Source organism: Actinosynnema sp. NPDC050436 (genome assembly GCF_040655415.1).
In the GTDB taxonomy this organism is placed as follows: Bacteria; Actinomycetota; Actinomycetes; order Mycobacteriales; family Pseudonocardiaceae; genus Actinosynnema.
Genome location: NZ_JBFAJV010000005.1, coordinates 269,942 through 295,773, shown reverse-complemented (window position 1 = coordinate 295,773; position 25,832 = coordinate 269,942). Strand labels below are relative to the sequence as shown.

Genomic DNA, 25,832 nt, shown 5'->3' with positions numbered 1-25,832 from the left:
GGAACCGCGTCAGCCCCTGTCCTCGGGGGTGGTGCCGTTCCGCTCCGGGGACCCGTTCTGGGCGGAGGCCCCGGTCTGGGCGCCGACCCACGTGCCCAGCTCGACCCGGTTGGCCACGTTGACCTTGGCGAAGACGGCGGTCAGGTGGTTCTCCACGGTCGAGACGGACAGGTGCAGCCGCCGGGCGATCTCGTGGTTGGGGTGCCCCCGCGAGACCAGGACGGCCACCTCGCGCTGCCGGCGCGACAGGTCGGCCAGCGCCACGTCGGCCGGCCCGGTGCGACGCACCTCGGGGCGCAGCGCCAGCGCGTAGACCTCGTCCCGGTCGGTCATCGCCGCGCCCCGGTCGTAGGCGCGCTGGTAGCGGGCCGCGCCCAACCGGGCCACGACGGTCGCGTGCGCCTTCTCCCGCTCCCGCAGGAACGGCAGCAGGCCGCCGATCGCCACACCGGTCGAGGTCTGCATCAGCACCGCCGCGCCGAGCAGCTCGGCGGTGGTCTCCAGCAGGTCGGACGCCGCGCCCTCCTGCTCCACGACGCCGGCCAGCGCCCACGCGATCGCCTCCGACGACCAGGTGCTCCCCCACTGCTCGCGCAGCCCGATCCGGATCTCCAGGCTCGCCCGGAACCAGGTCACCGCCTCGGCGGGCGAGCCGTGCCGCAGCGGGGCCAGGCCGCGTGCCCACAGCGCCCAGCTGACGGCCCACTCGGCACCCGCCGCCCGCGCGTCCGCGAGGTAGGTCTCGGCCGCCGCGATCCCGGTGGCCTCGTCGCTGTAGAAGCCGGCGGCCAGCGCCCAGATGAGCCGGAAGTTGCCCCGGTCGCCCCCGTACTCCGGGCCCAGCCCCTCGAACAGCTCGACCGCGCGGCGCAGCAGCCCGATGCACCTCGGGTGGCCCTCCACGAGCATGGCGTAGGCGCCCTCCAGCAGCACGGCGGGTGCGACGTCGTCCCGGTCGCCGACCAGGGCGCGCAGCTCCTCCAGCACGACGCCGGCCTCCTGCTGCGAGCCCTGGCAGAGCATGATCCAGCCGAGCAGCACCGCCGAGCCGATGCGCTCCGGCGTGGGCTCCTCGGGCGTGAGGTCGAGCAGCGTGCGGAACCAGCCCCGGAACTCGCCCAGCATGGCGAAGAAGAACTGCACCCGGAGGCGGGCCAGGTCGTGCAGCATCGCCAGGCCCAGCCCGGCCAGTCCGGGCGTGGTGGCGCAGTGGTGCAGCGCGGCCCGGAAGTTCGGCATCTCGTCGTAGCAGCGCTGGAGCAGCGCGACCTCGTCCGGGGAGTACCAGCGGGTGGCGAACTCACCGGCCAGGTCGCGGAAGAACGCGCTGTGCGCGTCGCGCACCTCCTGCTCCTCGCCCAGCGCCCGCAGCCGGCGCTGGCCGTACTCGCGCAGCGGCTGGAGCTGGTGGTAGCGGCCGTCGTGACCGGCCTGCACCAGGGACTGGGCGACCAGGTCGGACAGCAGGTCGAGCACGTCGTCCTCGGCGATCCCGTTGCCGGAGCAGACCTCCTCGGCGGTGCGCAGGTCGAAGCCGCCCGCGAACACCGAGACCCGGGCGAGCAGCCGGCGCTGGCCCGGCGAGCACAGGTCGTAGGACCAGTCCAGGGTCTGCTCCAGCGTGCGGTGGTGCGGCCGGACCCGGCGGGTGCGGGTGGCCAGCAGCCGGCCGCCGTCCAGCCGCTCCAGGACCTGCCGGGGCGACATGCCGCCGCCCAGCCGCACCGCGACCAGCTCCAGCACCAGCGGCAGCCCGCTGGACCAGTCGACCAGCTCCGCCAGCGCGTCCCGGTCGTCGTCCTCGGTGATCCGGCGCCCCGCCGCCTCGGCCCGCTTCAGCAGCAGGCACATCGCGTCGGACCGGGCGGCGTCCCCTGCGCGCACCGACAGCGGCGGCACCAGCGCGGTGTGCTCGCCCGCGATGCCCAGGTACTGCCGGCTGGTGGCCAGCACCCGCACGCCGGGCGCCTCGGCCAGCAGCACCGCGCACAGGTCGCCCACGGCGTCCCAGAGCTGCTCGCAGTTGTCCAGCACGAGCAGGAGCTCCCTGTCCCGCAGGAACTCCACCAGCACGTCCACCGGGTCGGCGCAGGACTGGTCGTTCACCCCGACCGCGCGCACCACCTCCCGGTGCAGCTCGTCGGGGCGCGCGGAGTCGCCCAGGTACGCCACGACCACGTGGCCGGCGCCGGCGTGCCGGTCGCGGCAGCGCCGGGCCACTTCCAGCGCGAGCGCGGTCTTGCCCACGCCGCCCGGCCCGGCCAGCGTCACCATGCGGGTGCCGTCCAGCAGCCGCTGCACGGTCTCCTCGACCAGCTCTTCCCGGCCCACCAGTTCGATCACCGGCGCGGGCAGTGCCGCGCGGGCGCGTCCGGTCGTCATCGCCCCCCTTTGCGCCTCCTGGGAGGTGCCCGCCGAAGCTTAGGGGTCCCGGGCGCCCCCCGGTCGCGGTTGTGCGGAGTTCACCGGTATGCCGGGCCGGGCGGACGCGGCAGGCTCGGACCCGTCCCGGTCGACGGGATGCGTCGCGTGCGCGCCGGGGGCTGTTCTCCCCAGCGACGAGCGGCGGGCGTGACGCGGAGGTCCTCCCCCCACCCGGCGGGTCGGGGGACGCGCAGCCCGCCGGGCGGACCCGGAGCGCGCACCGGCGCAAGGGGGGATGCGATCGGGGTCCCGGAAGCTCCCGGGCCCCCGATCGCCTCACCTGGCCGTCGACCGGCTCCTCGCCGGGACCCGGGCTACCGCTGGACGGACTTCACCTCGGTGAACTCGTCGAGCCCGAACCGGCCGAACTCGCGGCCGTTGCCGGACTGGCGGTAGCCGCCGAACGGGGCCGAGGTGTTGAACGCCGCGCCGTTGATGTCCACCTGGCCGGTGCGCAGGCGCCTGGCCACGGCCAGGGCGCGTTCGGGGTCGGCGGAGAAGACCGCGCCGCCCAGGCCGTAGATCGTGGAGTTGGCGATCCGCACGGCGTCGTCCTGGTCGGTGTAGGGCAGCACGGACAGCACCGGCCCGAAGATCTCCTCCTGGGCGATGGCCATGTCCGGCCGCACGTTGCCGAACACCGTCGGCGCGACGTGGAAACCGCGCTCGGTGGGCGCGTCCGGGCCGCCCAGGGCGAGCACCGCGCCCTCCTCGACACCGCGCCGGACGTACCCGACGACCCGGTCGCGCTGCGCGGCCGACACCGCCGGGCCGAGCCGGGTCGACGGGTCGGCGGGGTCGCCGGGCACGTACTTGGCGGCGGCGGCGACCGCGATCTCCAGCGCCTCGTCGTGCCGGTCGGCGGGCACCAGCAGCCGGGTCCACGCGCTGCACGCCTGGCCGTTGTTCATGAACGCGTTGGCCACGCCGATCTTCACCGCGCGCGCCAGGTCGGCGTCGTCGAGCACGACGTTCGCGGACTTGCCGCCCAGCTCCAGCGCCACCCGCTTGACCGTCTCGGCGGCCAGCGCGGACACCCGCCGCCCGGCCCGGGTCGAGCCGGTGAACGACACCGCGTCGACCCTCGGGTGCGCCACCAGCGCCTCGCCGACCACCGGTCCGGCACCGTGGACCAGCTCGAACACGCCGTGCGGCACGCCCGCCGCGGTCAGCACCTCGGCCAGCAGCCCGGCGGTGAGCGGGGCGAGTTCGCTGGGCTTGAGCACGACGGTGTTGCCCGCCGCGAGCGCGGGCACGACCTTGGCGACCATCTGCTGGAGCGGGAAGTTCCACGGCGTGATCGCGCCGACCACGCCGATCGGCTCGCGCAGGACGAGCGAGTTGCCGATCTCGACGTCGGCGAAGTAGCCCGCCTCCAGCGCGTCGGCCACCCCGTTGGCGATCCCGACCGGGTTCGGGACCTGCACCTTCGTGGCGAACGTGATGGGGGTGCCCATCTCGGTGGTCATGGTGGCGGCCAGCTCGCCCGTCCGGGCGGCGAGTCCCTCGGCGATCCGCCGGGCGAGCCGCGCGCGCTCCTCCGCCGGGGTCTCGGCCCAGGCCGGGAACGCGGCGGCGGCCCTGGTGACGGCGGTGTCCACGTCACCGGGTGTGCCCGCGCGGACCGTGCCGACGACCTCTTCGGTGGCCGGGTTGACGACCTCGATCATGACTGGACTCCCGGATGTTGTGACACTCTGGGGCGTTTTCCGCCTCAGAGTGTCACATCCGGTGGCTCACGAGAAGTCGAGGTCCCCGGTCCGGGTGCGCTTGAGCTCGAAGAAGTGCGGGAAGGACGCCAGCGCCACCGCGCCGTCGAACACCTTCAGCGCGTCCTCGCCGCGCGGGATGCTGGTCAGCACCGGCCCGAAGAACGCCACGCCGTCGATGTGGATCGTCGGCGTGCCGACGTCCTCGCCCACCGGGTCCATGCCCCGGTGGTGGCTGGCCCGCAGCTCCTCGTCGTACTCGGTCGAGCGCGCCGCCTCGGCCAGCGTCGCGGGCAGGCCCACGTCCTCCAGGGCCAGCTTGACGACCTCGTCGTAGTCCTTGTTGCCCTCGTTGTGGATGCGCGTGCCCATCGCCGTGTACAGGTCGCGCAGCACCTCCTCGCCGTGGTGGCGGGCGGCGGCGATGGCCACCCGCACCGGGCCCCAGGCGCGGTCGAGCAGGTCGCGGTAACCGCCGTCGAGGTCCCGGTTCTCGTTGAGCACCGAGAGGCTCATCACCCGGAAGCTCAGGTCGATCTCGCGCTGCCGCTCCACCTCCAGGATCCACCGCGAGGTGATCCAGGCGAAGGGGCAGGCCGGGTCGAAGTAGAAGTCGACCTTGGTGGTCATGGTGCGGTGCTCCTCGTGCTCGGGCGGGTCGCGGGCGCCCGCCGCTGCGGTCTCCACCCGTGCCAACCACCGACGTCCCCGGACTCTTCCCTCGGTCGGGGTCCACCTAACCGGGTCCCACGTGATTGGATGCGACTGTCGTGTTCACCGACGCGACACCTTCCCCGTTCCGACGAGGTCGGCGCCGAGACCACGAGGGCGCCGGCAGACGAGGTGACCAGTGGCGGCACCCAACCTGACCCGCGACGAGGCGCAGCAGCGGGCTGTGCTGCTGGAAGTCGACTCCTACCAGATCGAGCTGGACCTCACCGACGGTGGCGGCAAGCCGGGCTCGGACACCTTCCGGTCCACCACCACGGTGGCCTTCCGCAGCCGGACGCCGGGCGCGTCCTCGTGGGTCGACATCGTCGCCGCCACCGTGCACCGCGCGGTGCTCAACGGGGTGGAACTCGACGTCTCCGGCTACCGCGAGGACGACGGCCTGCCGCTGACCGGCCTGGCCGAGGTCAACGAGCTGACGGTCGAGGCCGACTGCCGGTACATGAACACCGGCGAGGGCCTGCACCGGTTCGTCGACCCGGTCGACGGCGGCGTGTACCTGTACTCCCAGTTCGAGACGGCGGACGCCAAGCGCATGTTCGCCTGCTTCGACCAGCCGGACCTCAAGTCGGTCTACGACCTGACCGTGGTCGCGCCGGCGGACTGGAAGGTCGTCTCGAACGCCGCCGTGGAGTCCACTGTGGAGGCCGAGGGCGGCGCGGACAAGCACGTCTTCGCCCGCACCAAGCCGATGTCGACCTACCTGGTGGCGCTGGTCGCCGGCCCGTACGCGGAGTGGCGCGACGAGTTCACCGACGGGGAGACCACGATCCCGCTGGGCATCTACTGCCGCGCGTCGCTGGCCCCGCACATGGACCACGAGCGGCTGTTCACCGAGACCAAGCAGGGCTTCGGGTTCTTCCACAAGGCGTTCGGCGTCAAGTACCCGTTCGGCAAGTACGACCAGTGCTTCGTGCCGGAGTTCAACGCGGGCGCGATGGAGAACGCGGGCTGCGTCACGTTCCTGGAGGACTACGTATTCCGCAGCCGGGTCACCCGCTACCTCTACGAGCGGCGCGCGGAGACCGTGCTGCACGAGATGGCGCACATGTGGTTCGGCGACCTGGTCACCATGCGCTGGTGGGACGACCTGTGGCTGAACGAGTCGTTCGCCACCTGGGCGTCGGTGCTGGCGCAGGCCGAGGCCACCGAGTACCGGCAGGCGTGGACGACCTTCGCCAAGATCGAGAAGTCCTGGGCGTACCGGCAGGACCAGCTGCCCTCCACGCACCCGGTCGCGTCGGACATCCCGGACCTCCAGGCGGTCGAGGTCAACTTCGACGGCATCACCTACGCCAAGGGCGCTTCGGTGCTCAAGCAGCTCGTCGCCTACGTCGGGCTGGACAACTTCCTGGCCGGCCTGCGGGTGTACTTCGCCAAGCACGCCTGGGGCAACGCCACGCTGGCCGACCTGCTCGGCGCGCTGGAGGAGGCGTCGGGCCGCGACCTGTCCTGGTGGAGCGCGCAGTGGCTGGAGACCACCGGCCTGAACCTGTTGCGCCCCAAGTACTCCGTCGATGCGGACGGCCGGTTCACCGACTTCGCCGTCCTCCAGGGCGGCGCGCGGCCGGGCGCGGGCGAGCTGCGCACGCACCGGCTGGCGATCGGCGTCTACGACTCCGACGCGGACGGCAAGCTGGTCCGCACGCACCGCGTCGAGCTGGACGTGTCCGGCGAGCGCACCGAGGTGCCCGACCTGGTCGGCGTGCCGCGCGGCAAGCTGGTGCTGGTCAACGACGACGACCTCACCTACTGCACCATGCGGCTCGACGAGCACTCGCTGGCGTCCCTGGTGGACCACATCGCCGACATCGCCGAGCCGCTGCCGCGCACGCTGTGCTGGTCGGCCGCGTGGGAGATGACCCGCGAGGCCGAGCTCAAGGCGCGCGACTTCGTGAACCTGGTGCTGGGCGGTCTGCACGCGGAGACCGAGGTCGGCGTCGTGCAGCGGCTGCTGCTCCAGGCGCAGACCGCGCTGTCGTCCTACGCGGACACGTCGTGGCGGGACGAGGGCTGGCGGCGGTTCGTCGCCAAGACGCTGGAGCTGGCGCAGGCCGCCGAGGCGGGCTCGGACCACCAGCTCGCGTTCGTCAACGCGCTCGCGGGCTCGGTGCTCGACGCCGGGGGCGTGGCCGTGGTCCGGGGCTGGTACGACGGCACCGAGGTGCTGCCCGGCCTGGACGTGGACACGGACCTGCGGTGGCGGCTGCTCCAGGCGCTGGTGGCGCACGGCGCGGCGGACCTGGCCGAGATCGACGCCGAGGAGCGCCGCGACCCGACCGCGACCGGTCGGCGGCGGGCCGAGTCGGCGCGGGCGCTGCGACCCACCGTCGAGGCGAAGACCGAGGCGTGGGACCGGGCGGTGAACGACGACGAGCTGCCGAACGCGGTGAGCGAGGCGGTCGTCGCGGGCATCCAGCACCCCGGCCAGAAGGCGCTGCTCCAGCCGTTCGTGGAGCGCTACTTCGCGGACGTGGCGGACGTGTGGGACCGGCGCTCCAGCGAGCGGGCGCAGTCGATGGTGGTCGGCCTGTTCCCGTCGTGGTCGATCGCGCAGGACACCGTGACGGCGGCGGACGCGTGGCTGGCGGAGGAGCGCCCGCCCGCACTGCGCCGGCTGGTGTCGGAGGGCCGGGCGGGCATCGTGCGCGCCCTGGCGGCCCAGGAGTTCGACCGGTCCTGATCGGACGGTCCCGGAGGCCGCGTCCCGCACCGGGGCGCGGCCTCCGGCGTGTCCGGGGACCCCGGACCGGCGGCCTGCGGCTGCGCGGGTCGGGACTTCGGGAGTCCGCACGTACGACGAAGGCCGCGCTCCCCGGGTGGGGGCGCGGCCTTCGCGGACGGTGTCAGGTGCGGGGTGCGTGACCGGCCTGGTCGGTGAGCATCCGCAGACCGCTCACCAGGCCGCCGACCAGGTCGCCCTCCTTGAACGACGCCACCATGCTCATCACCGCGAGCTTCGCGCCCCGGTCGGCGAGCCGGCGGTGGGACTCCTCGCCGGTCACCACCTCGACCGCGCGCTCACCCGGCGACACGGCCAGCAGCACCGCGTGCGACGGGCGGGCGGTGGCGGCGTGCAGCTCCACGGCCCTGGCGCGCGTGTCGGAGCCCAGGGCGCCCAGGTACACGCTGAAGTCCAGCCCGGTGGTGCGGCTGGCGAGCGTGATCGCCTCGTCCAGCGCGGCGAGCTGCACCGGCGTGAACGGCAGCGCCGGCGGGTGCGCCTGGTACATCTGCGCGGCCGACACCCGGCCGCTGGTGGTCACCGCCGAACCGAGCGGCAGGTCGGCCGGGTCGACCCGGGCGATCTCACCAGTTGCCACGTGCGCCTCCCCGGGCGGTCGGGCCCGAGACCGGGGCGGTCTCGGTGTGGTGGTCGGCGGGCAGGCCGCCGGGGTTGGCGCTCCACCACACCGGGGCGTAGCCCCATTCCTGGCCCGGGCGGTACCGCGCGATGCGGGTGGCCTTCGGCCTCAGCGTCAGTAGCGTGATCACGCCGTAGATGGCCAGCGGGATCAGCGCGAAGACGAGCACGGTCTCCACGATGGTCACGGCGGTTACGGTAACCGATCGACCCCGTCACGTCCGGGCGAGGGGGCGTGCGAGCGCCACGGCGGTCAGCACGACCACCCCGCCCGCCACCAGGTACACCGCTCCGAGTGACGTCCCGGCGGCCAGCGGACCGGCCAGACCCGCCCCGATCGGGGACAGCCCCCACGCCAGCACGCGGTAAGCGCTCGTCACCCGGCCCATCAGCGGCCTGGGCGTCAGGCGCTGCCGGCGGGTCGCGGACAGCACGTTCCAGCCGGCCGACGCCAGGCCGAAGAAGAACACCGCGCCGACCGCGACCGGCAGCAGCGGGACCGCGCCGAACACGGCGAACGCCACGCCCAGCAGCACCAGCGCGCCCACCATCACCGGCGCGGCCCCCAGGCGCGAGGCCAGCCTCGGGCTCAACCGCGCGCCGGCCAGCGCGCCCAGCGCCATCACCACGACCAGCCACGGCACGAACTGCTCGGGCAGGCCGAGGACGTTGATCGAGTAGAGCGCGAGCATGGCGTTCACGCCCGCCGCGCACACCGCCGTGACACCGACCGCGAGCACCAGGACGCGCAGCCCCCGCACCCGGAACAGGGTGCCCGCGCCTTCGACGAGCTGCGCCCGCAGGCTGCCGGGCGACGTGTGGTCCGGGCGGTCCACTTCGGGCAGTCGGACGACGAAGAGGGCGGCGACGACGAAGGTCAGGGCGTCCAGCGCGAAGCACGCCGCCGGGTGCCACCAGAACAGCAGGCTCGCCGCGAGCGGGCCGGCGAGGTCCATGCCGACGGTCTCGGCGGTGACGAACCGGCCGTTGGCCTCCTCCAGGTCGTCGGGGCCGGCGAGGTCCACGAGCAGCACCTGCGACGCGGAGTCGGCGAAGGTCTCCGCACTCGTGAGGAGGAAGCCGGCGGCGCACAGGACGGCGACCGACGCGCTGTCCGTGAAAACCGCCCAGGCGAGCACCCCCGTGACGACCGCCCTGAACACGTGTGCGACACCGACGACGAGCCGGGGCTTCCAGCGGTCCACCAGCACCCCCGCCGGGAGCGCTACCACCAGCCACGGGAGCACCACGGCGACCGCCACGGCGGACGCCGCCAACGGGCTCCTGGTGCTCACCGCCGTGTACAGCGGGAGCGCCACGGTCCGCACCCCGTCGCCCACCAACGAGGTGACCCAGGCCCCGGTCAGGAGGCGGAAATCCGCAGTTCGGACACCCTTGACGCCGATCGATCTGCCCACGTGCGACGCCCCGTCTGTGATCCGGACGACTTTCGACCAGACCTCACGTTACGCAGGGTGTCCACCATCGCGGAAAGTAGTAACCGAACGGTTCTACCGTCGCAGTGAGTACGCCCGTTCGGACTTCGCCCGGACGGAGGCGAATGGCGGCCGGTTTGGCGTCTTGTCCTCCGCCCAGTCGGCTTCTAGCTTTTCACCTGTACGGGTCTTGCGCATCCCTTTCCGGATACTAATTCCCGCCCGATGAGTCTCGGAGGACACGACATGTACACCGTGAACCGCAACCAGGCCGCCACCCTCACTCGTTCGTCGTACACCCGGACGGACGAGTCGGCTACGCCTGTTCAGCGCCCGGCCGTGCCCTCCAACTCGGTGCGCATCACGGCGCAGGACTCCAGTCGGATCACCTTCACCCGACCCGTTCGGCCCATCGACCGGGACTCTGTCCGGATCACCGCGCTGAGCGGTTCGGTCGGCACCTCCGGTCGCGGCTCGGTGCGGATCACCGCTTCGGAGTCGGTGCGGATCACCGCGCGTGACTCGGTTCGCATCACAGCCCGTGACTCCGTGCGGATCACCGCCCGCGACTCGGTCCGGATCACCGCGCAGGGCTCGGTCCGCATCACGGCCCACGACTCGGTGCGCATCACCGCGCGGGACTCGGTCCGGATCACGGCCTCGGAGTCCGTCCGGATCACCGGGGCGAACTCGGTCCGCATCACCGCTCGGGACTCCGTGCGCATCACGGCACGCGACTCGGTTCGCATCACGGCTCACGATTCGGTTCGCATCACGGCTCACGATTCGGTTCGCATCACGGCACGCGACTCCGTGCGGATCACCGCGCAGGACCGGTTCGCACTGGCGGCGTGAGCTAGGCCGCGGGTTCGCCCAGGTAGGGCAGCCACAGCGGATCGGCCTCGGTGACACCGGCCAGCAGCCGCCAGTGCGGCCCGCGCGGCGCGTTCGGCACGACCCGGAGCCGCCAGCCCAGTTCGGACAGCAGCTTGTCGGCCTTGCGGTGGTTGCACCTCGCGCAGCAGGCCACGCAGTTCTGCCAGGTGTGGGGCCCGCCACGGGAGCGCGGCACCACGTGGTCGATCGTCTCGGCGCGTCCGCCGCAGTACGCGCACCGGTACCGGTCCCGGTGCATGAGACCGGCGCGGGTCAGGGGCACCCGGCCCCGGTAGGGGACCCGCACGTAACTGCTCAACCTGATCACCGACGGCACCACGACCTCGGCCGTCGACGAGTGGACGACGGCACCTGCCGGGTCGCCGTGCACCACCTCCGCCTTGCCGCACACCACCAGCACCACCGCGCGCCGCAGCGGCAGCGCGGTCAGCGGTTCGAAGGTGGCGTTGAGCAGCAGGACCTTGCGTCTTCCCCAGGGCAGCACCACGGGGGCCGGACCGGCTCCCTCCCCGTCGACCACAGCGTGCACGGTGTGCACCACGGGCTGTTTTTGGCCGGACGGGGCCGACGACGCGATCCCGGCGTTCGCCAGGGCGCCGATCGGGGTGGGTTGTCGGTCTGGCACGCGACCACCTCCACCGGTTCAGCCCTAGCAGACCACAGATCACCCCCAAAAATCACGCGTGATATGTGACGCGTCCCGGGCCTCGGGTCGAAACTTCGGTGAACCAGCCCCTATCGGACATGGTTTTCAGTTTCCCCGCTACGCTCGGCGAGGTGACGGACCCATCTCCCACCACCCCGCCTGCGACGATCGCCTACCCGGCCGCCGAACGCCTCGACCTGGTCGAGCACCTGCACGGACACCCGGTGGCCGACCCGTACCGCTGGCTGGAGGACCCCGCCGACCCGCGCACCACCGAGTGGGCCGCCGGCCAGGACGCGCTCACCCGGTCGTGGCTCGACGCGCTGCCCGGACGTGCCGCGCTCGGCGAGCGGCTGACCGAGCTGATGCGCACCGGCTCCGTGGGCACGCCCGTGTGGCGCGCGGGCCGGGCGTTCTACACGCGCCGAGGACCCGAGCAGGACTTCCCGGTGCTCTACGTGCTGGAGGACGGCACCGAGCGGGCGTTGCTCGACGTCACCGAACTCGACCCGTCCGGGCGGACCACGTTGGACCGGTGGTCACCCTCCGTGGAAGGCGACCGGCTCGCCTACCAGGTGTCGGTGGGCGGTGACGAGCACTCCCTGCTGCACGTGCTCGACGTCGCCACCGGCGAGCTGGTGGAGGGCCCCATCGACCGGTGCCGGTACTCCCCCGTCGGCTGGCTGCCGGGCGGCGAGGAGTTCTTCTACGTGCGGCGCGTCGACCCCGAACTGGTGCCCGAGGACGAGCGGCAGTTCCACCGGCGCGTGTGGCGGCACCGCGTCGGCACCGACCCGGCGACGGACGTGAACGTGCACGGCGACGGGCTGGACCACACCTACTACTACGGGCTGTCGGTCACCGACGACGGTCGGTGGCTGGTCGTGAGCGGTGCGCCCGGCACGGTGCGCCGCGACTCGGTGTGGATCGCGGACCTGCACGGGACAGGCGAGCTGCGCCCGGTGATCCTGGCCGACGCGGGCGCGCAGTGCTCGGCGTGGGTCGAGGAGGGCCGGCTGTTCCTGCGGACCAGTGTGGACGCCCCGCGCTTCCGGCTGTGCGCGACGGACCCCGCCGACCCGGGCGAGCCGGCCGGGTGGACCGAGCTGGTGGCGGAGCAGCCCGACTCGGTGCTGGACGGCGCGACGTGGCTGGACGGCACGCTCGTGGTGCTGCGCACCCGGCACGCGGTGTCCGAACTGCACCTGCACGACCCGTCCACGGGCGAGCACCTCGGCGAGGTCCCGCTGCCCGGCACCGGCTCGCTGCACGGCTGGTCCACAGTGGACAGCGCGACGGACCGCGACCGGGACGTCCTGTGGTTCGGGTTCTCCGACTTCGTGACGCCGCTGTCGGTGTACCGGTTCTCGCTGTCGCGCGGGGAGACCTCGCTGCACGCCCCCGCGCCCGGCACCGCCGTGCTGCCGGAGGTGACGACGCAGCAGGTCACCTACGAGTCGGCGGACGGCACGGCGGTCCGGATGTTCGTGGTGTCCGGCGAGCAGCACCCCGACCTGCCCCGGCCCGCGCTGCTGACCGGGTACGGCGGTTTCGCGGTCGGCCGCGGACCCGGGTACAGCGCCACCGCGCTCGCGTGGGTCGAGGCCGGCGGGGTGTGGGTGCACGCGTCGCTGCGCGGCGGCGACGAGGAGGGCGAGCAGTGGCACCGGGCGGGGATGCGCGAGCACAAGCAGAACGTGTTCGACGACTTCCACGCGGCGGCGGAGCGGCTGGTCGCGGACGGCTGGACCACGCCCCAGCAGCTGTCGATCATGGGCGGGTCGAACGGCGGCCTGCTCGTCGGCGCGGCGCTGACCCAGAAACCGGAGCTGTACCGGGCCGTGGTGTGCTCGGCGCCACTGCTGGACATGGTGCGGTACGAGAACTTCCTGCTCGGGCGGCTGTGGGCGGAGGAGTACGGCAGCGCGGCGGTGCCCGAGGAGCTCGCCTGGCTGCTGTCCTACTCCCCGTACCACCGGGTGCGGCCCGGCGTTGAGTACCCTTCGGTGCTGTTCACGGTGTTCGAGTCGGACAGCCGCGTGGATCCCAACCACGCCCGCAAGATGTGCGCCGCGCTGCAGCACGCGACGGCGAGCGATCCGACCAAGCACCCCGTGCTGCTGCGCCGGGAGACCGAGGTGGGGCACGCGGGACGGTCGGTGAGCCGATCGGTGGGGCTGGCCGTGGACCAGTTGACCTTCCTGGCCGGCGCGACCGGGCTGGAGTTCGTCTAGCGAGGAGGAACGGATCGGTGATGGTGGAGCCGACGCGGTCGATGGACGTGGAGTCGACGCTCGCGGTCGATTGGTGGGTGGCCAACGGGCCCAAGATCGCCGAGGGCGCGCTGCGCATCGCGTTGACGGTGCTGATCGCCGTCGTGCTCCGGTTCCTGCTGCGCCGGCTGATCGACCGGCTGACCAGGAGCTCGTCCGAGGAGCGCAAGCCCAAGCTGCTGCGGCCACTGCGGGAGCGCGCGCCCCAGGCGCTGGGCGTCCTGGTGTCCGAGCGGCGCGAGCAGCGCGCGAAGACCATCGGCTCGGTCCTCAAGTCGGTCACCACGATCGTGGTGTTCGGCATCGCGTTCATCCAGGTCCTGACCGAACTCGGCATGGACCCGGCACCGATCCTGACCTCCGCCGGCATCCTCGGCGTCGCGGTCGGCTTCGGCGCGCAGAACCTGGTCAAGGACTTCCTGTCCGGCATGTTCATGATGCTGGAGGACCAGTACGGCGTGGGCGACGTGGTGGACCTCGGCCCGGCGACCGGGACGGTCGAGTCGGTGGGCCTGCGCATCACCACGATCCGCGACACCAACGGCACGGTCTGGTACGTCCGCAACGGTGAGATCCTGCGGGTGGGCAACTCCTCGCAGGGCTTCGCCGTGGCGGTGGTCGACCTGCCCCTGGCGTACGGGGCGAACCTGGCGTCGGCGACGGAGGTCCTGACGGCGGCGGCGGAGGCCGCGGTGGCCGAGGAGTCGCTGGAGAAGGACGTCATCGACAAGGCCCAGGTGCTGGGCGTGGAGAAGGTGACGCCCGAGGGCATCACGATGAGGGTGACGGTGAAGGTCCGACCGGGACGCCAGTGGGCCGTGCAGCGCGCGTTGAGGGCGAAGCTGATGCCGGCGTTGGAGGATTCCGGGATCTCGCTGAAGGCTTGATGGAGGTGTGTGGCGCGGGCCGCTGGCGTTTGGCGCGCGGGCGGTCGGCGGTGGCCAGGGGTCGCCGTCATGCGGTGGCTGGCACATGGCGGCTGACGCGGAGCGTATGCGCGACATCGCGGGCGCGGGCGCGGCGGCGGTTGGCACGGGCGGCGGTTGGCGTGCGGGCGGCGGGTTGGCACGGGCGGCGGTTGGCGTGCGGGCGGCGGGTTGGCACGGGCGGCGGTTGGCGTGCGGGCGGCGGGTTGGCGCGGGTGTTTCGTCGGTGTGCGGTGGGATAATGGTGTTGGGGGCCGGAGGCCGCGCCCGCAGGGCGCTGAGCTGGGGTTTGAGCCGGGTGGCGTGAAGTGGCGCGGCGAGCGGTGGCGTTGGGTACTTGCGCGGCGAGGAAAGAAAGAGAGTCCTCGCCGGACGGGCGAGCCGCCAAGGATGACAACTGCGGTGGTCGTCGTGTCATCCCCGTGTGGCCCGGTCGGGAGACAACCGCGCTTGGCTGGGCAGTGCAAGCGAAGGGCGTGCTTGCACTGCCCAGCCAAGCGCGGTTCGGTGGCGCGCGGGCCACACGGGGATGACACGACTCTGGGGGTGGGGTGTGTGTTGGTCGGTGTGGCCCCGCCGGTTCTCAACAGTGGCAGGATGGGGGTGTGAGCAGCACGGAGAACTTCTACGAAGCGGTGGGTGGGTACGAGACGTTTCACAAGATCGTCGCGCGGTTCTACGAGCTCGTCGCCGACGATCCGGTGTTGCGGCCCCTCTACCCCGAGGAGGACCTCGGGCCCGCCGAGGAGCGGTTCCGGTTGTTCCTCGTGCAGTACTGGGGTGGGCCCCGCACCTACTCCGACCAGCGCGGCCACCCTCGGCTGCGGATGCGTCACGCACCGTTCGTCATCGGTCCCATCGAGCGGGACGCGTGGTTGCGCTGCATGCGCGTCGCCGTGGACGAGGCGGATATCACGCCCGAACAGCGTGACCAGCTTTGGGTGTACCTGGAGATGGCCGCGAACAGCCTCATGAACGCCTGGGTGTGATTGTTGATCACCCGAACGGGGGCGGGTTCGGTGGCGCGGGTGGCAGGATGACATCTCGTGCGACGATCCTCCGACCTCCAACCAGAGATCGCCGACGAGTCCGCCTGGTGGCGTGACGCCGTCTTCTACCAGGTCTACGTCAGGTCGTTCGCCGACTCTGACGGAGACGGGGTCGGCGACCTGGAGGGCATCAGGTCCCGGCTCGGCTACCTCGAACTGCTCGGCGTCGACGCGCTGTGGTTGACGCCGTTCTACACCTCGCCGATGGCAGACCACGGCTACGACGTGGCCGACCCGCGTGACGTGGACCCGCTGTTCGGCGACCTGGCCGCGTTCGACCGGCTCGTCGCGGAGGCCCACCAGCACAACATCCGGGTGACCGTCGACCTCGTCCCGAACCACACCAGCGACCGGCACGCCTGGTTCCAGGCGGCGTTGCGGTCCGCGCCGGGCAGCGCGGAGCGTGACCGGTACTTCTTCCGGGACGGGCAGGGGTTCGACGGGTCGCAGCCGCCGAACAACTGGACCAGCGCGTTCGGCGGGCCGGCGTGGACGCGGGTGGCCGACGGCCAGTGGTACCTGCACCTGTTCGCGCCCGAGCAGCCCGACCTGGACTGGGACAACCCGGACGTGCCGGCGGACCTGGCGCGGACGTTGCGGTTCTGGCTGGACCGGGGGGTGGACGGCTTCCGCATCGACGTGGCGAACGGGATCGCCAAGCCGCCGGGTCTGCCGGACATGGACCCGCGCGTCGTGCAGGTGTCGGGTGTGGTGCCGGAGGACCCCCGGTTCGACAACGACGGCGTGCACGACGTGCACCGGATGATCCGCAAGGTCGTCGACGAGTACCCGGGCCGGATGGCCGTGGGCGAGATCTGGGTGAAGGACGACGAGCGCTTCGCCCGGTACGTCCGGCCCGACGAACTCCACCTGGGGTTCAACTTCCGACTGGTGGAGGCCCCGTTCGACGCCGACGCGGTGCGGATGGCGATCGACCACTCGCTCGCCGCTGTCGCGCCGCACGGCACGCCGCCGACGTGGACGCTGTCCAACCACGACGTGGTGCGGCACGTGACGCGGTACGGCGGCGGTGCGTTGGGAGTGAAGCGCGCGCGGGCCATGGCGCTGGTGCAGCTCGCCCTGCCGGGCGTGGTGTACCTGTACAACGGCGAAGAGCTGGGCCTGCCGAACGTGGAACTGCCGGACTGGGCGCTCCAGGACCCGATGTGGCGGCGTTCCGGCCAGACCGAGCGCGGGCGGGACGGGTGCCGCGTCCCGTTGCCGTGGGAGGGCGACACGCCGCCGTTCGGCTTCTCGCAGGGCGTGTCCACGTGGCTGCCGCAGCCGAACGAGTGGGCGGGGCTGACGGTCGAGTCCCAGCTCGAAGACCCGGAATCGATGCTCTCGCTCTACCGGCACGCGGTGGAGCTGCGCAAGTCGCACGCGTCGATCTCAGGCGACGAGGTGGAGTGGTACGGGGCACCGGCCGGGTGCTTCGCGTTCCGGCGCAAGGGCGGCGGTCTGATCTGCGCCCTGAACACGTCGGGTGGGCCGGTGCCGCTGCCGCCGGGCGAGGTGCTGCTCTCCAGCGGGCCCATGGACGGCAGCCAGTTGCCGCCGGACACTGCGGTCTGGCTGGTGTGAGGTGCGGCTCTAGACGAGCAGCGGGAGCATCGAGTGGCGGCGGCGCACCACCGCGCCGAAGCGGGCGTCGATGCGCAGCCACGAGTCGGTGGCGGTGACGCGGACGTCGTCGCCGCCCAGGAAGCCCATGCCGGACAGGGCGAACAGGCAGCGCAGCGGGACCTTCACGTCCAGGCCCGAGCCGCTGACCGTGAGGACCGTCTGGTCGAGCAGCGAGGCGGGCGGGGTGCCGTGCGGGCCGCTGTTCTCGCGGGCCACGGCGACGCCCTGCTCCGCCAGTTCGGAGACGACGGCCCCGGGCAGGCGGTCGACGGGCAGCCAGCCGTCCACCGGGGGCAGGGCCGAGCGCCACATCAGGTCGCGGGCGGGGCCCGGGTCGACCGCCTCGCTGCGCACCACGGCCAAGCCGGTGAGCAGGTCGCTTCCGGACACCGTGACGTCCGCCGGGGTGACGCGGCCGGCCACGGTCCTGGTCGCCAGGGCGTCGAACGGGGTGGCCACCCAGGCGTCCAGGTGGTCGCCGTTCGGGCGGTTGCGCAGGCGGACGACGCTCTGCGCGTCCAGCCGGACCGCGCGGGCGACGAACGCGCCCAGGTCGTCCCGCTCCGCGGGGTCGGCGAGCAGCAGCTCAGGCACCGTTACCTCCGGCACGCCAGCCCGCGAGGAAGTCGCGTTCGGCTTCGAGGAGACGGCGCGGACGTCCGGCCGTCAGGTTGTAGGGCACCATCAGGGTCTCCGCCGTGGTCACCACGGGGCTCCCCTCCCGCCGCCCGTTGCGCACCGAGTAGTCCAACGTGAAGGAGGCCGACTTGAGTTCCCGCACGGACATCTCGACCACGATCTCGTCACCGGTGAACACCAGCGGGGTCAGGTAGTCCACGGTCAGGCGGGCCACCACGACGCCGTGCGCCATCTCCGGCACGCCGTGCCGGGCCGCCTCGGTGAACAGGAGGTCGATGCGGGCCTCCTCCAGCAGGGTCACCGTGTTGGCGTGGTTGACGTGGCCGAACGCGTCCATATCCGACCAGCGCGGACGCACACCCGTGACGAACACACCCAACTTGAACGCGCCTCCTGCAGTAGCTTCCGGTGGCGTTGACCTTATCCGCGTGCTACTCCCACGTTAAGTCGGCACCCGTTCCGGTGAAGGCGGCCACTCGTTCGGGCTCGTCCCGCAGGTCGAAGCGGTCGGCGAAGGGGCGCACCGCGAAGCCGGTCGGGGTCTTGCGCCAGGTGGCGACGACCTCGCCGTCGACCACGACGTGCGGGGTGAGGAACCCGCCGCCGGTCTGGACGCGCGGGGCGGACCCGGGGTCCAGGGCGAGCGAGCGGTCCTTGTAGCCGAGCAGGTAGGGGTCGAAGTGGCCCAGCATCCGGACGGTGCCGTCGGGTTCGGCGCGTTCGGCGGGGACGTCCGGCAGGTCGCGCAGCTCGCGCTTGGGCAACCCGCTCCACACGGCGAAGTCGGCGGGCGTGGCGGGACCGTAGGCGCGCTGGTAGCGCCGCCACAGGTCTTCGACGGTCTCGTACCGCCACGGGACGTCGTCGAGCAGCTCGTACTTGTCGTCCAGGGTCCTGGTGAGCACGCTGGACACGGCCGCGTACAGGAGCAGGTGCGCCGGGGCCTGCGACCCGGGGTCGAGCGGGACGCCGACCTCGGCCAGGCGGGTGACGATCTCGGGCCTGGCCAGGGGTTCGGTCAGGACCTCGATCAGCGCGCTCACCCCGCGCCGGCAGAAGTCGTCGGTGAGGCCGAGCTGGTTCCGGCGGTTCCGGGTGGCCGCGAGGATCGACGGCTTGAGCAGGTCGACCACCCACAGGTCGTCCTTGGCGATCAGGTGCAGCGTGCCGCGCATGGCCCAGGTGCGCACGACCGGGCCGTCGAGGGAGGCCACGCCCCGGGCGTGGGCGGCCAGCCGCAGGGCCGGGACGTCCTGCGCTTGCAGCGCGAACACCGAGCCCAGCAGCTCGGTGATGTCGTTCGCGGGGCGCGACAGGCGTTGGGAGCGCATCCGGCGGGCCAACGTGTCGGCGATGTCGTTCGGCCGTGCTGCCACATCGGGTGACTTTACGGCCGGGACTCCCAGAGGGCGGTGTCCGGAGGGACGACGGTGGTGTGCGGAGCGGCGAGGGTGGTCGACTTCGCTGCGGTGGTGTTGGAGGTGAGCAGTACGTCGCCGGTGGTCGGGACGGTGGCGCTTTCCGGGCCGAGGTTGACCGTGCAGGTGAAGCGGCCCCGCCGGAACCGGAGCACGCCGCGCGGTGCCGGGAGCCAGTCGACCGCGCTGCCGGCGCCGAGGTCGGGGTGCTCGCGGCGGATGCGCAGCGCGGCCCGGTAGAGCTCCAGCACCGACGTGGGGTCGTCCTGCTGGGCCTGCACGCTCCGGCCGCCCCAGTCGGCGGGTTGGGGCAGCCAGGGCGCGGCGTCGCCGAAGCCGAACGACGGGCCGTCCACCGTCCACGGGAGGGGCACCCGACAGCCGTCGCGGCCCCGGTCGGTGTGGCCTGAGCGCTCCCACACCGGGTCCTGGAGGACGTCGTCGGGCAGGTCCAGGACCTCCGGCAGGCCCAGCTCCTCGCCCTGGTAGACGTAGGCCGAGCCGGGCAGTGCGAGCATCAGCAGCGCGGCGGCGCGGGCGCGGTCCTCGCTGCCGTAGCGGGTGACGTGCCGCTGCACGTCGTGGTTGGACAGCACCCACGTGGTCGGGGCCTGCACGGGGCGCATGGCGGCCAGCGAGTCGTCGATGACGGTCCGCAGGGCGTCGGCGTCCCACGCGGTGGTGAGGTAGTGGAAGTTGAACGCCTGGTGCAGCTCGTCGGCGCGCAGGTAGCGGGCGGTGCGCTCGGGGCTGGGCGTCCACGCCTCGGCGACGCCGATCCGCCGGCCGGGGAACGAGTCGAGGACCTTGCGCCAGTCGCGGTAGATCTCGTGCACGCCGTCCTGGTCGAAGAACGGCAGCGGCTCGGTGCCGAGCAGGCTGAGCTGGCCGGTGCGGCCCACGTCGGGCAGGCCGTCGGCCTTGACCATGCCGTGCGCGACGTCCACCCGGAACCCGTCCACGCCGAGGTCGAGCCAGAACCGCAGCACGTCGAGGAACTCCTCCCGCACCTCGGCGCGGTCCCAGTCCAGGTCGGGCTGCTCGGGCGCGAACAGGTGCAGGTACCACTGGCCGTCCGGGACGCGGGTCCACGCCGGGCCGCCGAACACCGACTCCCAGTCGTTGGGCGGCTGGTCGCCCCGGCCGTCGCGGAAGTGGTAGCGGGCGCGTTCCGGGGAGCCGGGGGCGGCGGCCAGCGCCTGGCGGAACCACTCGTGGGCGGAGGAGGTGTGGTTGGGCACCACGTCCACGATCACCCGCAGGCCGAGGGCGTGCGCGTCGGCGACCAGGGCGCGGGCGTCGTCCAGCGTGCCGAACAGCGGGTCGACCGCGCGGTAGTCGGCCACGTCGTAGCCGCCGTCTGCCATCGGCGAGGTGTAGAAGGGCGTGATCCACACGGCGTCCACGCCGAGGTCGGCGAGGTGCGGCAGGCGGGAGCGGATGCCGGGCAGGTCGCCGGTGCCGTCGCCGTCCGAGTCGGCGAAGCTGCGCACGTAGACCTGGTAGATGACGGCGTCGCGCCACCAGTCCTGGCTCATGGGGTGTCCGTCCTTCCGGGGGCCGGGTGCGGACGCCATGAAATACTTTGCAAGAGTTTTCAGCAAGTGTGGCCGTGCGCGTGTCGTGGCGCACGTGAGCCGGTTTGCGAGGGTGCAAAGATTTGCAGGGTGGCGGTGAGGAGGGGGCCGGGCCTCGTGGGAGGCCCGGCCCCCGGCTTCAGCGGATCAGGCTGCGGATCTGGCGGGCGGCCACCGAGAGGGTCGCCAGGTCCAGCCGGTTCACCCGGTTGATCTCGGCGAGGGCCGCGCGGGCCCGGCCGAGGCGGGAGGCGTTCGCCTGCTCCCACGCCGCGATCTTGTCCACCGCCGGGTCACCCGGGTCGCTGGACCGCAGCACGTCGATCGTGATCGAGCGCAGCGACGAGTAGAAGTCGTCGCGCAGCGCCAGGCGGGCCAGGGCGTGCCAGCGGTTGCCGCGCTCCAGGCCGCTGACCGAGCTGAGCATCCGGTCCACGTCCAGGTGCTCCGACAGCGCGAAGTACAGCTCGGCGGTCTCCACGTGCGTGCGCTCCAAGCCCGCGCCGTGGCCCTCCTCGCGCTCGGCCAGCTCCGCGACCTCCGTGACGTCGAGCAGGCCGTAGCCGAACAGCAGCACCGCGATCCGCCGCGCCAGCTCCACCGGCACGCCGGCCTCGACCAGCCGCTCCACGTGCGCGACCACCGACTCCTTCTCCCGGCCCTGCAACAGGTCCAGGGCCTGCGGCGCGAGGTCGGCCACCACGCCCGCGAACCGGCTGATGGTCGAGCCGACCGCCAGCGGCTGCGGGCGGTTGGTCAGCAGCCACCGCGAGGCGCGGTCGAGCAGGCGACGGGTCTCCAGGACCATGTCGTCCTGCACGTCGGTCGGGATCACGTTGTCCAGCGCGCGGATGTCGCGCCACAGCGACGGCAGGTCGTAGATCGCGGTGACGATCGTGTACGCCCGCACGGCGTCCGTGGCCGACGCGCTGATCTCCTCGGCCAGCCGGAACGCGTACGACACGCCGCCGCCGTCCACGACCTCGTTGACCAGCACCGTGGTGATGATCTCGCGGGACAGCGGGTGGTCGGCGATCGACTCGGCGAACCGGTCGCGCAGCTCGCTGGGGAAGTAGTCGGGCAGCTTGCGCGCCATCACGTCGATGGTCGGCAGGTCGCCCGCCAGCACCTCCTCCTTCAGCGCCAGCTTCACGTGCGCCAGCAGCGTCGCCAGCTCCGGCGAGGTCAGGCCGTCGCCGGCCTTCTCCAGCGCCTTGAACTCGGCGGCGCTGGGCAGCGCCTCCAGCGCCCGGTCCAGCACACCGCGCTGCTCCAGGTCCGCGACCAGCCGGGCGTGCACCGAGAGCATCGGCGCGGCGTGGGCGCGCGACACGCCCAGCACCGAGTTCTGCGAGTAGTTGTCGGCCAGCACCAGCTCGCCGACCTCGTCGGTCATCTGGCCCAGCAGCTCGGTGCGCTGGTCCTGGTCGAGCTTGCCGTCCCGGACGAGCTGGTCGAGCAGGATCTTGATGTTGACCTCGTGGTCGGAGCAGTCCACGCCCGCCGAGTTGTCCAGCGCGTCGGTGTTGACCTTGCCGCCGGTGCGCGCGAACTCGATCCGGCCGCGCTGGGTCAGGCCCAGGTTGCCGCCCTCGCCGACCACCTTGACCCGCAGGTCCGCGCCGTTGACCCGGATGGCGTCGTTGGCCTTGTCGCCGACCTCGCCGTGCGACTCGACGCCCGCCTTCACGTACGTGCCGATGCCGCCGTTCCACAGCAGGTCGACCGGCGCGAGCAGCACGGCCTTCATCAGCTCCTGCGGCGACAGCTTCGCCACTCCCTCGGGCAGGCCCAGGGCCTCGCGCGCCTGCGGGCTGACCGGGATCGACTTCGCCGACCTCGGCCACACCCCGCCGCCCGCGCTGATCAGCGCGCGGTCGTAGTCGTCCCACGACGAGCGCGGCAGCTCGAACAGCCGCTTGCGCTCGGCGAACGACGCCGCGGCGGTCGGGTCCGGGTCGATGAAGATGTGCCGGTGGTCGAACGCCGCCACCAGCCGGATGTGCTCGGAGAGCAACATGCCGTTGCCGAACACGTCGCCGGACATGTCGCCGACGCCGACCACGGTGAACTCCTCGGTCTGGGTGTCGGTGCCCAGCTCCCGGAAGTGCCGCTTAACGCTCTCCCACGCGCCCTTGGCCGTGATGCCCATGGCCTTGTGGTCGTAGCCGACCGAACCGCCGGACGCGAACGCGTCGCCCAGCCAGAACCCGTAGGACTTGGACACCTCGTTGGCGATGTCGGAGAACGACGCCGTGCCCTTGTCCGCCGCGACCACCAGGTAGCTGTCGTCACCGTCGTGCCGCACCACCTGCGGGGCGGGGACGACCGTGCCGGAGTCCAGGTTGTCGGTCAGGTCCAGCAGGCCCGAGATGAACTGCCGGTAGCAGGCGATGCCCTCGGCGAGGAACGCCTCGCGGTCCAGGCCCGGGTCACCGGTCGGCGTCGGCGGCTTCTTCAGCACGAAGCCGCCCTTGGCGCCCACCGGCACGATCACCGCGTTCTTCACCGCCTGCGCCTTGACCAGGCCCAGGATCTCGGTGCGGAAGTCCTCGCGGCGGTCGGACCAGCGCAGCCCGCCGCGCGCCACCGGCCCGAACCGCAGGTGCACGCCCTCGATCCGGGGCGAGTACACGAAGATCTCGAACCTCGGCCGGGGCTGCGGCAGTTCCGGGATGGCGCGCGGGTCCAGCTTCACGGCCAGGTACGGGCGGGGGTTGCCCTCGGCGTCGCGGACGAAGTAGTTCGTGCGCAGCGTGGCCTGCACGAGCGTGAGCAGGCTGCGCAGGATGCGGTCCGCGTCCAGGCTGGTCACGTCGTCGATGAGCGCGGTGATCTCGCCGGCCAGCGCGTCCGTGCGGGACGAGCGCTGCTGGTCGTCCAGCGCCGGGTCGAACCGCGCCTCGAACAGCCGCACCAGGGCCGTGGCGACCTCGGTGTGCCCGAGGACGGCGTCCTCGATGTAGTCCTGGCTGTACGGGGTGCCCGCCTGGCGCAGGTACTTGGCGTAGGCGCGCAGCATCGCGGCCTGCTGCCAGGAGACGCCGGCCTTGAGGACCAGGGTGTTGAACCCGTCCACCTCGGCCTCACCGCGCCACGCGGCGGCGAACGCGTCCTGGAAGCGGGTGCGCACGGACTCCAGGTCGTCCTGGGTGAGCTTGTCCAGCGTCACTTGGTCGATGCGCAGGCCGAAGTCGTAGATCCAGCACTCCGTGCCGTCGTCGCGGACGAGTTCGTAAGGCCGCTCGTCGACCACGACCACGCCCATGCGCTGGAGCATCGGCAGCACGTCGGACAGCGTCAGCCGCTCGCCCGCGAGGAACAGCTTGAACCGGCGCTCGCCCGGCTCGGCGTTGCGCGGCACGTAGAACTGCATGTCCAGGCCGCCCTGCGGCAGCGCTTCGATGCTGCGGAAGTCCGCCAGGCCCTCCGCGGCGGTGAAGTCCTCCTTGTACGCCTCCGGGAAGGCGGCGGCGAACCGCTGGCCCTGCTCGGAGGAGGACTCGGTGCCCAGGCCCTGGCCGTCGTCCAGGACGGCCTCCACCATGCGGTCGTCCCACGAGCGGACCGCCTCGGCCAGCAACTGCTGCACGTAGACGGTGTCCGGCTCGACCTCGACCTGCCGGCTCGGGTCGGTGTGCACGGTGAAGTGCACGCGGGCCAGCGCCGACTCGCCGACGCGCGCGCTGTACTCCAGGTTCAGACCGCCCAGCTCGGCGATCAGCACCTCCTGCATGGCCAGCCGCGACGTCGTGGTGTAGCGGTCGCGCGGCAGGTAGACCAGGCACGAGAAGAACCGGCCGTACGGGTCGCGGCGCAGGAACAGCCGCAGCCGGCGGCGCTCGGCCAGCGCGATCACGCCGGTGACGTTCTGGTAGAGCGTCTCGGCGTCGACCGAGAACAGCTCGGTGCGCGGGTAGTCCTGGATCACCTCCAGCATCCGCTGCCCCGAGTAGGAGTGCAGCGGGAAGCCGGCGCGGTGGATGACGTCCCGGACCCGGCGCTCGACGGCCGGGATGTCGAGCACGTCCTCGTGCAGGGCGGTCGTGGAGAACACGCCGAGGAACCGGTGCTCGCCGGCCACGTTCCCGTCGGCGTCGAACGTCTTGACGCCGACGTAGTACGGGTAGACCGAGCGGTGCACGCTGGACTGGGCGCTGGCCTGGGTCAGCACCAGCAGCTCGGGCGAGAGGGCCTGCGCGCCCGCGTCCGGCCCGGCGGTCAGGCTGCGCGCGGCGAGGCTGTCCTGTCTGAGCACACCCAGCCCGCTGGCCAGCACCGCGCGCAGGGCGGGCTCGCCGCCGGTCGCCGGGTCGTCGCGGACCAGCTCGTACTGGCGGTAGCCGAGGAACGTGAAGTGGTCGTCGGCCAGCCAGCGCAGCAGCCGCGCGCCGTCGTCCACCTCGGCCGCGTCCAGCGGCGGCGGCGAGGACTGGAGCCGCTCGGCGAGCTGGAGGGCCGTGCCGGTCATCTTGCGGGTGTCCTCGACGACCTCGCGGACGTCGTTGAGGACGGTGTGCAGCTTGGTCTCCAGCTCCCGTGCCCGGTCCGGGTCGGTGAGCAGGTCGACCTCGATGTACATCCACGACTCGGCCAGCGCGTCCGACGGCGGGTCCGCCGGGTCGGCGGTCGGCAGGACCTCGTTCAACGCGCCGGTCACCGGGTCGCGGCGGACCACGACGATCGGGTGGACCACCCGCTGCACCTGCACGCCGCCCCGGGTCAGCTCGGACGCGACCGAGTCGACCAGGTAGGGCATGTCGTCGGTGACCACCTGCACGACGGTCGCCGGACACGTCCAGCCGTCGTGCACGCGGGTCGGGTTCAGGATGCGCACCACCGGCCGGCCCGGCACCCGGGTCTCGGCGAGCTGGTAGTTCGAGCGGACCGCCCCCACCAGGTCCACCGGGTCGTCGTCGTTGACTTCCTCGGCGGGGACGTGGCGGTAGTACAGGCGGATCAGGTCGGCCAGTTCGGGGGCGTTGGCGGCGGCCCGTTCGATCAATTCGTCACGAGCTTGTTCGGGACTGGCCGTGCGGCCGGCACCGGCGTCGTGGCGGGTGGCGAGCTCCGATCGGGACGGGACTCCAGTCGAGGTCATGTTCAGGCGACTCCACGC

General features: G+C 72.4%; 18 protein-coding genes. 6 read left to right on the top strand and 12 right to left on the bottom strand.

Translation table 11 applies throughout. From position 1 onward, the window contains the following. Positions 1–9: 9 nt before the first annotated feature. From AB0I60_RS16145 to AB0I60_RS16135, 3 genes are all read right to left on the bottom strand, one after another. Positions 10–2,382: a LuxR C-terminal-related transcriptional regulator gene (locus tag AB0I60_RS16145; protein ID WP_360730319.1), complete on the bottom strand. Its 2,373-nt coding sequence runs from the start codon at positions 2,380–2,382 to the stop codon at positions 10–12. Positions 2,383–2,738: 356 nt separating this feature from the next. Then, positions 2,739–4,094 carry an aldehyde dehydrogenase family protein gene (locus tag AB0I60_RS16140; RefSeq protein ID WP_360730318.1) on the bottom strand — a complete coding sequence of 452 codons (1,356 nt, stop codon included), beginning with the start codon at positions 4,092–4,094 and terminating at the stop codon, positions 2,739–2,741. Between the two features lie 66 nt (positions 4,095–4,160). Beyond that, complete coding sequence (locus tag AB0I60_RS16135; protein WP_360730647.1) at positions 4,161–4,763, bottom strand: disulfide bond formation protein DsbA; 603 nt, start codon at positions 4,761–4,763, stop codon at positions 4,161–4,163. 220 nt (positions 4,764–4,983) lie between these two features. Between AB0I60_RS16135 and pepN the strand changes: the two genes are divergently transcribed. Further along, positions 4,984–7,545, top strand: a complete 2,562-nt coding sequence (pepN, locus tag AB0I60_RS16130; protein WP_360730316.1) for an aminopeptidase N — start codon at positions 4,984–4,986, stop codon at positions 7,543–7,545. Between the two features lie 163 nt (positions 7,546–7,708). Here the strand turns inward: pepN and AB0I60_RS16125 are convergent, their stop codons facing one another. The 3 genes from AB0I60_RS16125 to AB0I60_RS16115 are packed head-to-tail and all read right to left on the bottom strand — an operon-like array spanning position 7,709 to position 9,644. Further along, positions 7,709–8,185 (bottom strand): DUF5130 family protein, encoded by a 477-nt coding sequence (locus AB0I60_RS16125; protein WP_360730313.1) that lies wholly within the window; start codon positions 8,183–8,185, stop codon positions 7,709–7,711. After that, entirely contained in the window at positions 8,172–8,414 is a 243-nt protein-coding gene (locus AB0I60_RS16120; protein WP_360730311.1) for a hypothetical protein, read from the bottom strand. The genes AB0I60_RS16125 and AB0I60_RS16120 overlap by 14 nt, the downstream gene beginning before the upstream one ends. A 27-nt stretch (positions 8,415–8,441) precedes the next feature. Next, entirely contained in the window at positions 8,442–9,644 is a 1,203-nt protein-coding gene (locus AB0I60_RS16115) for an MFS transporter (protein ID WP_360730309.1), read from the bottom strand. A gap of 264 nt (positions 9,645–9,908) precedes the next feature. On the opposite strand from AB0I60_RS16115, the gene AB0I60_RS16110 reads away from it, so the two are divergent. Beyond that, entirely contained in the window at positions 9,909–10,517 is a 609-nt protein-coding gene (locus AB0I60_RS16110; protein WP_360730306.1) for a hypothetical protein, read from the top strand. A gap of 1 nt (position 10,518) precedes the next feature. Here AB0I60_RS16110 and AB0I60_RS16105 read toward each other — a convergent pair whose 3' ends face one another. Beyond that, complete coding sequence (locus AB0I60_RS16105; RefSeq protein ID WP_360730304.1) at positions 10,519–11,184, bottom strand: HNH endonuclease; 666 nt, start codon at positions 11,182–11,184, stop codon at positions 10,519–10,521. 152 nt (positions 11,185–11,336) lie between these two features. On the opposite strand from AB0I60_RS16105, the gene AB0I60_RS16100 reads away from it, so the two are divergent. The 4 genes from AB0I60_RS16100 to AB0I60_RS16085 all read left to right on the top strand — a co-directional run bounded on the left by AB0I60_RS16100 (position 11,337) and on the right by AB0I60_RS16085 (position 17,037). Beyond that, complete coding sequence (locus AB0I60_RS16100) at positions 11,337–13,439, top strand: prolyl oligopeptidase family serine peptidase (RefSeq protein WP_360730301.1); 2,103 nt, start codon at positions 11,337–11,339, stop codon at positions 13,437–13,439. A 20-nt stretch (positions 13,440–13,459) separates the two neighbouring features. Beyond that, positions 13,460–14,365: a mechanosensitive ion channel domain-containing protein gene (locus AB0I60_RS16095; RefSeq protein WP_360730298.1), complete on the top strand. Its 906-nt coding sequence runs from the start codon at positions 13,460–13,462 to the stop codon at positions 14,363–14,365. 644 nt (positions 14,366–15,009) lie between these two features. Beyond that, positions 15,010–15,393, top strand: coding sequence for a globin (locus AB0I60_RS16090; RefSeq protein ID WP_360730296.1), 384 nt, complete (start codon positions 15,010–15,012; stop codon positions 15,391–15,393). 57 nt (positions 15,394–15,450) lie between these two features. Further along, positions 15,451–17,037, top strand: coding sequence for a glycoside hydrolase family 13 protein (locus AB0I60_RS16085; RefSeq protein WP_360730293.1), 1,587 nt, complete (start codon positions 15,451–15,453; stop codon positions 17,035–17,037). 9 nt (positions 17,038–17,046) lie between these two features. On the opposite strand, the gene AB0I60_RS16080 is transcribed toward AB0I60_RS16085, so the two are convergent. The 5 genes from AB0I60_RS16080 to AB0I60_RS16060 all read right to left on the bottom strand — a co-directional run bounded on the left by AB0I60_RS16080 (position 17,047) and on the right by AB0I60_RS16060 (position 25,814). Then, the gene (locus AB0I60_RS16080) at positions 17,047–17,673 is read right to left on the bottom strand and encodes a hypothetical protein (RefSeq protein ID WP_360730290.1); all 627 of its coding nucleotides are present in this window, start codon (positions 17,671–17,673) and stop codon (positions 17,047–17,049) included. Next, positions 17,666–18,097, bottom strand: coding sequence for a thioesterase family protein (locus tag AB0I60_RS16075; RefSeq protein ID WP_360730288.1), 432 nt, complete (start codon positions 18,095–18,097; stop codon positions 17,666–17,668). The genes AB0I60_RS16080 and AB0I60_RS16075 overlap by 8 nt, the downstream gene beginning before the upstream one ends. Positions 18,098–18,149: 52 nt before the next feature. Continuing rightward, complete coding sequence (locus AB0I60_RS16070; RefSeq protein WP_360730285.1) at positions 18,150–19,094, bottom strand: crosslink repair DNA glycosylase YcaQ family protein; 945 nt, start codon at positions 19,092–19,094, stop codon at positions 18,150–18,152. Positions 19,095–19,105: 11 nt separating this feature from the next. After that, positions 19,106–20,674 (bottom strand): glycoside hydrolase family 13 protein, encoded by a 1,569-nt coding sequence (locus tag AB0I60_RS16065; RefSeq protein ID WP_360730284.1) that lies wholly within the window; start codon positions 20,672–20,674, stop codon positions 19,106–19,108. 178 nt (positions 20,675–20,852) lie between these two features. After that, positions 20,853–25,814 (bottom strand): NAD-glutamate dehydrogenase, encoded by a 4,962-nt coding sequence (locus AB0I60_RS16060; RefSeq protein WP_360730281.1) that lies wholly within the window; start codon positions 25,812–25,814, stop codon positions 20,853–20,855. Positions 25,815–25,832 lie beyond the last annotated feature (18 nt).